This is a genomic window from Phaeobacter sp. CAU 1743 (assembly GCF_039839315.1).
GTDB lineage: Bacteria > Pseudomonadota > Alphaproteobacteria > Rhodobacterales > Rhodobacteraceae > Phycobacter > Phycobacter gallaeciensis_A.
In genome coordinates this window covers 1-4,156 of record NZ_JBDOQR010000142.1, presented here as the reverse complement: position 1 = coordinate 4,156, position 4,156 = coordinate 1, and the positions used below count along the sequence as shown (strand labels likewise).

General features: G+C 49.0%; 6 protein-coding genes. 4 read left to right on the top strand and 2 right to left on the bottom strand.

The genetic code is table 11. The features are described 5' to 3' along the window. The 3 genes from AAFO90_RS24160 to AAFO90_RS24150 all read left to right on the top strand — a co-directional run. Positions 1-1,133 (top strand): hypothetical protein (locus AAFO90_RS24160; protein ID WP_347511091.1); only part of this gene is annotated, 1,133 nt, incomplete at its 5' end. A 7-nt stretch (positions 1,134-1,140) separates the two neighbouring features. Beyond that, the gene (locus AAFO90_RS24155; RefSeq protein ID WP_347511090.1) at positions 1,141-1,485 is read left to right on the top strand and encodes a hypothetical protein; all 345 of its coding nucleotides are present in this window, start codon (positions 1,141-1,143) and stop codon (positions 1,483-1,485) included. A 445-nt stretch (positions 1,486-1,930) separates the two neighbouring features. Further along, positions 1,931-2,134, top strand: a complete 204-nt coding sequence (locus tag AAFO90_RS24150) for a hypothetical protein (protein ID WP_347511089.1) — start codon at positions 1,931-1,933, stop codon at positions 2,132-2,134. 284 nt (positions 2,135-2,418) lie between these two features. Here the strand turns inward: AAFO90_RS24150 and AAFO90_RS24145 are convergent, their stop codons facing one another. Both AAFO90_RS24145 and AAFO90_RS24140 read right to left on the bottom strand, forming a co-directional pair. Further along, positions 2,419-3,060 (bottom strand): recombinase family protein, encoded by a 642-nt coding sequence (locus AAFO90_RS24145; protein ID WP_347511088.1) that lies wholly within the window; start codon positions 3,058-3,060, stop codon positions 2,419-2,421. A 251-nt stretch (positions 3,061-3,311) separates the two neighbouring features. Further along, positions 3,312-3,479: a hypothetical protein gene (locus AAFO90_RS24140; protein WP_347511087.1), complete on the bottom strand. Its 168-nt coding sequence runs from the start codon at positions 3,477-3,479 to the stop codon at positions 3,312-3,314. Between the two features lie 39 nt (positions 3,480-3,518). Here AAFO90_RS24140 and AAFO90_RS24135 point away from each other — a divergent pair, with 39 nt between their 5' ends. Next, entirely contained in the window at positions 3,519-4,094 is a 576-nt protein-coding gene (locus AAFO90_RS24135) for a hypothetical protein (RefSeq protein ID WP_347511086.1), read from the top strand. Positions 4,095-4,156 lie beyond the last annotated feature (62 nt).

Sequence of the window (4,156 nt, the reverse complement as noted above, 5' to 3'; positions counted from 1 at the left end):
CTGTTTCTTCTTCATTGACTGGCGTAGCGCAGGAAAGGCGGGCTGTTTGGGCATCGGCGGGCATCCTTCAAGGTCCCGCTCAGTCTACCGCAACCCGCTCAGAGCACGAGGTTTTTCAGACTTTCCTATATAAAACCATCTCATCATTCATCGCATCCACCTATCAAGGCGAGCAAGCAGATATATCTCCAAAGGATAAGCCGGGGTTGATTGCATCTAAAGATGTATCTGGAACCAAATGGGATGCCAACAGAGGCAACTTTGATGCCACAAATATTCCACACATACATGCAGCACTAATCCTCCCATTCTGGGTTACGGATGCGGATACAGAGATTGCATTTATGCACTCGCTCAAGCGGGTTGTTCAGAAAGTTGATGGGATAAAGAGCTGCAATATTGGGGCCAGCAGTGGTTCTGTTCTGGTGGAAAAATTCACACCTAACAAACCTCTTTGGTGGCTGGTTGATTACAACACCAAAGCACGCCGTTTTTCTAAGGCATCAGATGAATTTGAGCCACTTGTGTTCCCATATCACCTGCGATTGGAAAAATATGAAATTTCAAAAGCAAGAACTGATTTTGAAAGGGAGCGATTCTACCGAAAACGAAACAATATTCTTGCAGGGCAATTCCGTACCTATAGCAACCTCACATATAACCCAAAGCTGTTTTACAGGAGCGAGATGTGCTGCGATTTCTCCACATCTCACAAAGCCCTACTGGCAAACAATGTTTTAATGGAAACGGAGGATTACACGCCAAGTGAGCAAGAGCTGAACCGGATTGTAGAATGGCGTGGCAAATTTGATAACTCAAATTTTGGAACGGCGGTGGCTCTCTCAACCGCAAATACCTCTCCACCTCGGCCAGTTTTTGTTGCTCAAAAACCTTCATCTTGGGGTGTTTCACTTGATGGTTACGTGGATGAATCCGCGTGCAGGGTTGCTCTTGGAAAATCAGTTCTCCCTCCAACCGCTCAGCAGCTGCAAATGATGCCGCCTGATTTTTGGCACTATCCATCCGAGCACGCTTGGCTGAAATCACAAGATTCCTTTCATCAGCGGCTTGGATTTTGGCGGCTGTATTTTGCCATCCGCCCGCTCGCAAGGTTTCAGGGTATTTATAGGTGATAGGTATATGAAAATTGATTATGATGCCTTTCGTGGCAAGCTTGAACCTATTCGGCGAGAACCCATCCCAAGCCGTTTGCACAAAAAAATGCGGCGGTTTTTTCAGCAAGCAGCTGTTCCTGTGATGGTTCGCAGCCCATTGCCGGAACCGATAGCAGAAATCCGTGAATTTCTTACCAGTGTTGTTGGTATTCAAACCGATGAACAGCTGCGAGAATGGATACGTGGCCACCCGCTGTTTCAGGAAATAAAAGATGCCGAACACAGCAAGCTGCGTGGTGATGATGGCAGAAAACAGCCACCGAAGCAGGGCAGAAAACGCAACAAGCGACGTGGCAAAAATAAAAGATGAAAATTTGGGGTGGCTGGCTTGGCGTGATGCAGGCTGGCCATTTTGCCGTTCTCCTGCTGATGTGTTCGTTATCACACGTTCCGCTGCCATACCCATCCTGTGGTGCCTGATCGGCTATGGAGTACCAAACTCGGCAGCCTTGCGGCAAGGGGTTTTTCGGGGTGAATGTAAAGTTGTTACTTAATATATAGCTGATATCATTGAGAAAAATCGGCAGTTCCTCGTGCTTCCCCCTAATCCGTACAAAGGCGATTTGCACTCCCCCCTCCTTGGAGGTTGCTGCGTGCCCTAGAAGCGGCCGCTGTTGCATATGAATGCATACCATTGGACACACTTGTTGAAAATTTTTCGACCAACTGAACTTTGAGCTGGATCAAGGTCATTGGAGACCTAAAACTATACTAAAGGATATGTGTTTCTCTAAAGAGTAGGTGGGGGTGGCTGAATGACGGATCCCAATGTTCCAAACGAAAGAGACCTTGTTGAGAGCGTGGTAGGGAACCTGTTAGGTTTGTGGCGTTTTCTTACTGGAAATGATGCTGAGAATGATTTGGAAGCCGTTGATTTTATTGTTCTTTACTTTCTTCTCTGGATATTTGCACTCATCACAACAATGGTGGTTGGGGTGTGGTCGCTGGTGCCGAGTTAGCCCCATTGTTGCGTGATGATTTCCTGACTGCCGATACTCTCAGATATCGTGTCAGGCAGTGAGAAACCCAAAGAAAGCTTGCTCAGATGGAGCACTTGATCAAATGACCTGTCAAAAGTTTCAAATACCATCAAAAGTTTGTTTGATCGGTGAGTTGAAACCTGATTCTAATCTTCAACGCCTCGGGAGAATATTTCCATATAACAGGCCCTTACGAGTTACCGCCCGTGTTTGCCTTTTCCCGATCACTTTACCACGCCAGTTCCCGCACTGGCGTGGTTTTTTCATGCAGAATGCTCTTCCCACTTAGCCACCCGGGCATAGGCTTCCTCGGGGTTGGCACGAATACGAAGAACCGCTTGACGTGACAGCCCAGTGGCCCGAGCCGCATCGGTAGTGTTCATTCCTTCCGGCAGATTGACCACCTGTTCAATGTGCTCACGGGTGTAGGATGGTTTTCGGCCACGATACTTGCCCTTCTGCACTTTGGCGTGGGCAATACCGGCCTTCTGAGCCTCTTTCGTGGCTTCTGCTTGGGCTTGTGCAGTTGCAGCAAGGAACGAGATCAAAGCATCCCGCACAGCCATCTGCATAGGATCGGTGGTTGCCCCATCAAACACCATGCCGTTGATCACGGTTTTGATGATCACCCCCTTGGCCATAAAATGCCTGATTACTTCGGTGACATCGGTGTAGCTTCGGCCAAGGCGATCCACCCAACGGACCACCAGCACATCCCCAGCCCGCAGCTTATCATACAGCCGCTTACCCTCAGGACGCTCACAGAGCCGCGTAGAGACGCCTGAGACACCGTGATCGGCTACCACTTCATCAATCTTGAAACCCGCTCGCTCAGCTTGGGTTCGCTGATGCAGGAGGGTTTGTTCAGTGGTTGATACCCGGGCGTACAAAATTGTGTGTGGCAAGTGAGGATTTCCTGTTCGTAAAGGTGTGCTTCATATAAAATGTGTTCACATAAAGAATCCAGGGCTTGCGGACACTTTTTCACTGGGCTTTGAGCATCAGCCTGAATGTTCGAAAAGGTATGCCCTTTCGGACACTTTGGTTGGTTGGATCGCCACGTTAGGGCCAAAGTGGGCACCAAGTGATTCGCCACTTGAGCGGGTTACTTTCAAATAAAATCAAGCGATTTCCTGATTTAATCTGAAAAAATCACTCAAAAACACAAGAAAATATACCGTAAATCACTGATTTCAAAAGATTCTTCCCGTTGCAAAACTTTCATAAACACCCCGCCTGGAAACCCTTTGACTGCAGCGACGTGGATTTGCCAGAACATCGCCACCATCCCCGGTGAGCGAAAATCTGGAGAATTATCAGACATTTAATCAACGCACGCCCCGAAACAGTAGAAGGAATATCTATGGCGAAGACGAGCAACAAAATGACCAACAACGACCTGAAAAACCTTGCAGTAGGCCAAGCAGCCTATGGCAGCAATCTGCGGGCCACTCGCAACAAATCTGGCATTACATTCCATGCCTGCTTTACCATTGACGGCAAACGCCACCTGCATCGCCTTGGCAACAGCAAGACTCTGAGCCTGACCGACGCCATCCGTGCCGCTGCTGAATATCGGGTGAAGCAGGAACGCGAACACGAGCTGCAGCGTGATGGCGGGGCGGAATCCGATATGACCCTGAACGAAGCCGTTCCGATGTATATGGATTATCTGCTGCAACACGAGGGCAAGAACATTACAAAAAAAGAACAACACTTCCGCATCCACCTCCTACCGATGCTTGGAACCCGCGTAATGGCAAAACTGAACACCCGCTCAGTGGATCAGTTCCGTGGAGAACTGCGTAAAAAAGGACTGACCACGGGCACTGTTAATCGCGTGATGGCAACGCTGAACCACCTCTACAAGCACGCTGGGGATGTCCCGGTTGATGTTGAAGTTTGCCTGAAGGGTGGCGTTGCTTTCCCTGAGCCGTAGGCTCGGGGTGATCAAACCGAAAGGAAAGCAACACCATGAAGAAGACTACGACATCGCAGGCG

Coding starts and splice junctions, on each gene's coding strand:
- AAFO90_RS24155 (WP_347511090.1), top strand. CDS start 1,141: ATGAAAATTGATTATGATGCCTTTCGTGGCAAGCTTGAACCTATTCGG.
- AAFO90_RS24150 (WP_347511089.1), top strand. CDS start 1,931: ATGACGGATCCCAATGTTCCAAACGAAAGAGACCTTGTTGAGAGCGTG.
- AAFO90_RS24140 (WP_347511087.1), bottom strand. CDS start 3,479: ATGTCTGATAATTCTCCAGATTTTCGCTCACCGGGGATGGTGGCGATG.
- AAFO90_RS24135 (WP_347511086.1), top strand. CDS start 3,519: ATGGCGAAGACGAGCAACAAAATGACCAACAACGACCTGAAAAACCTT.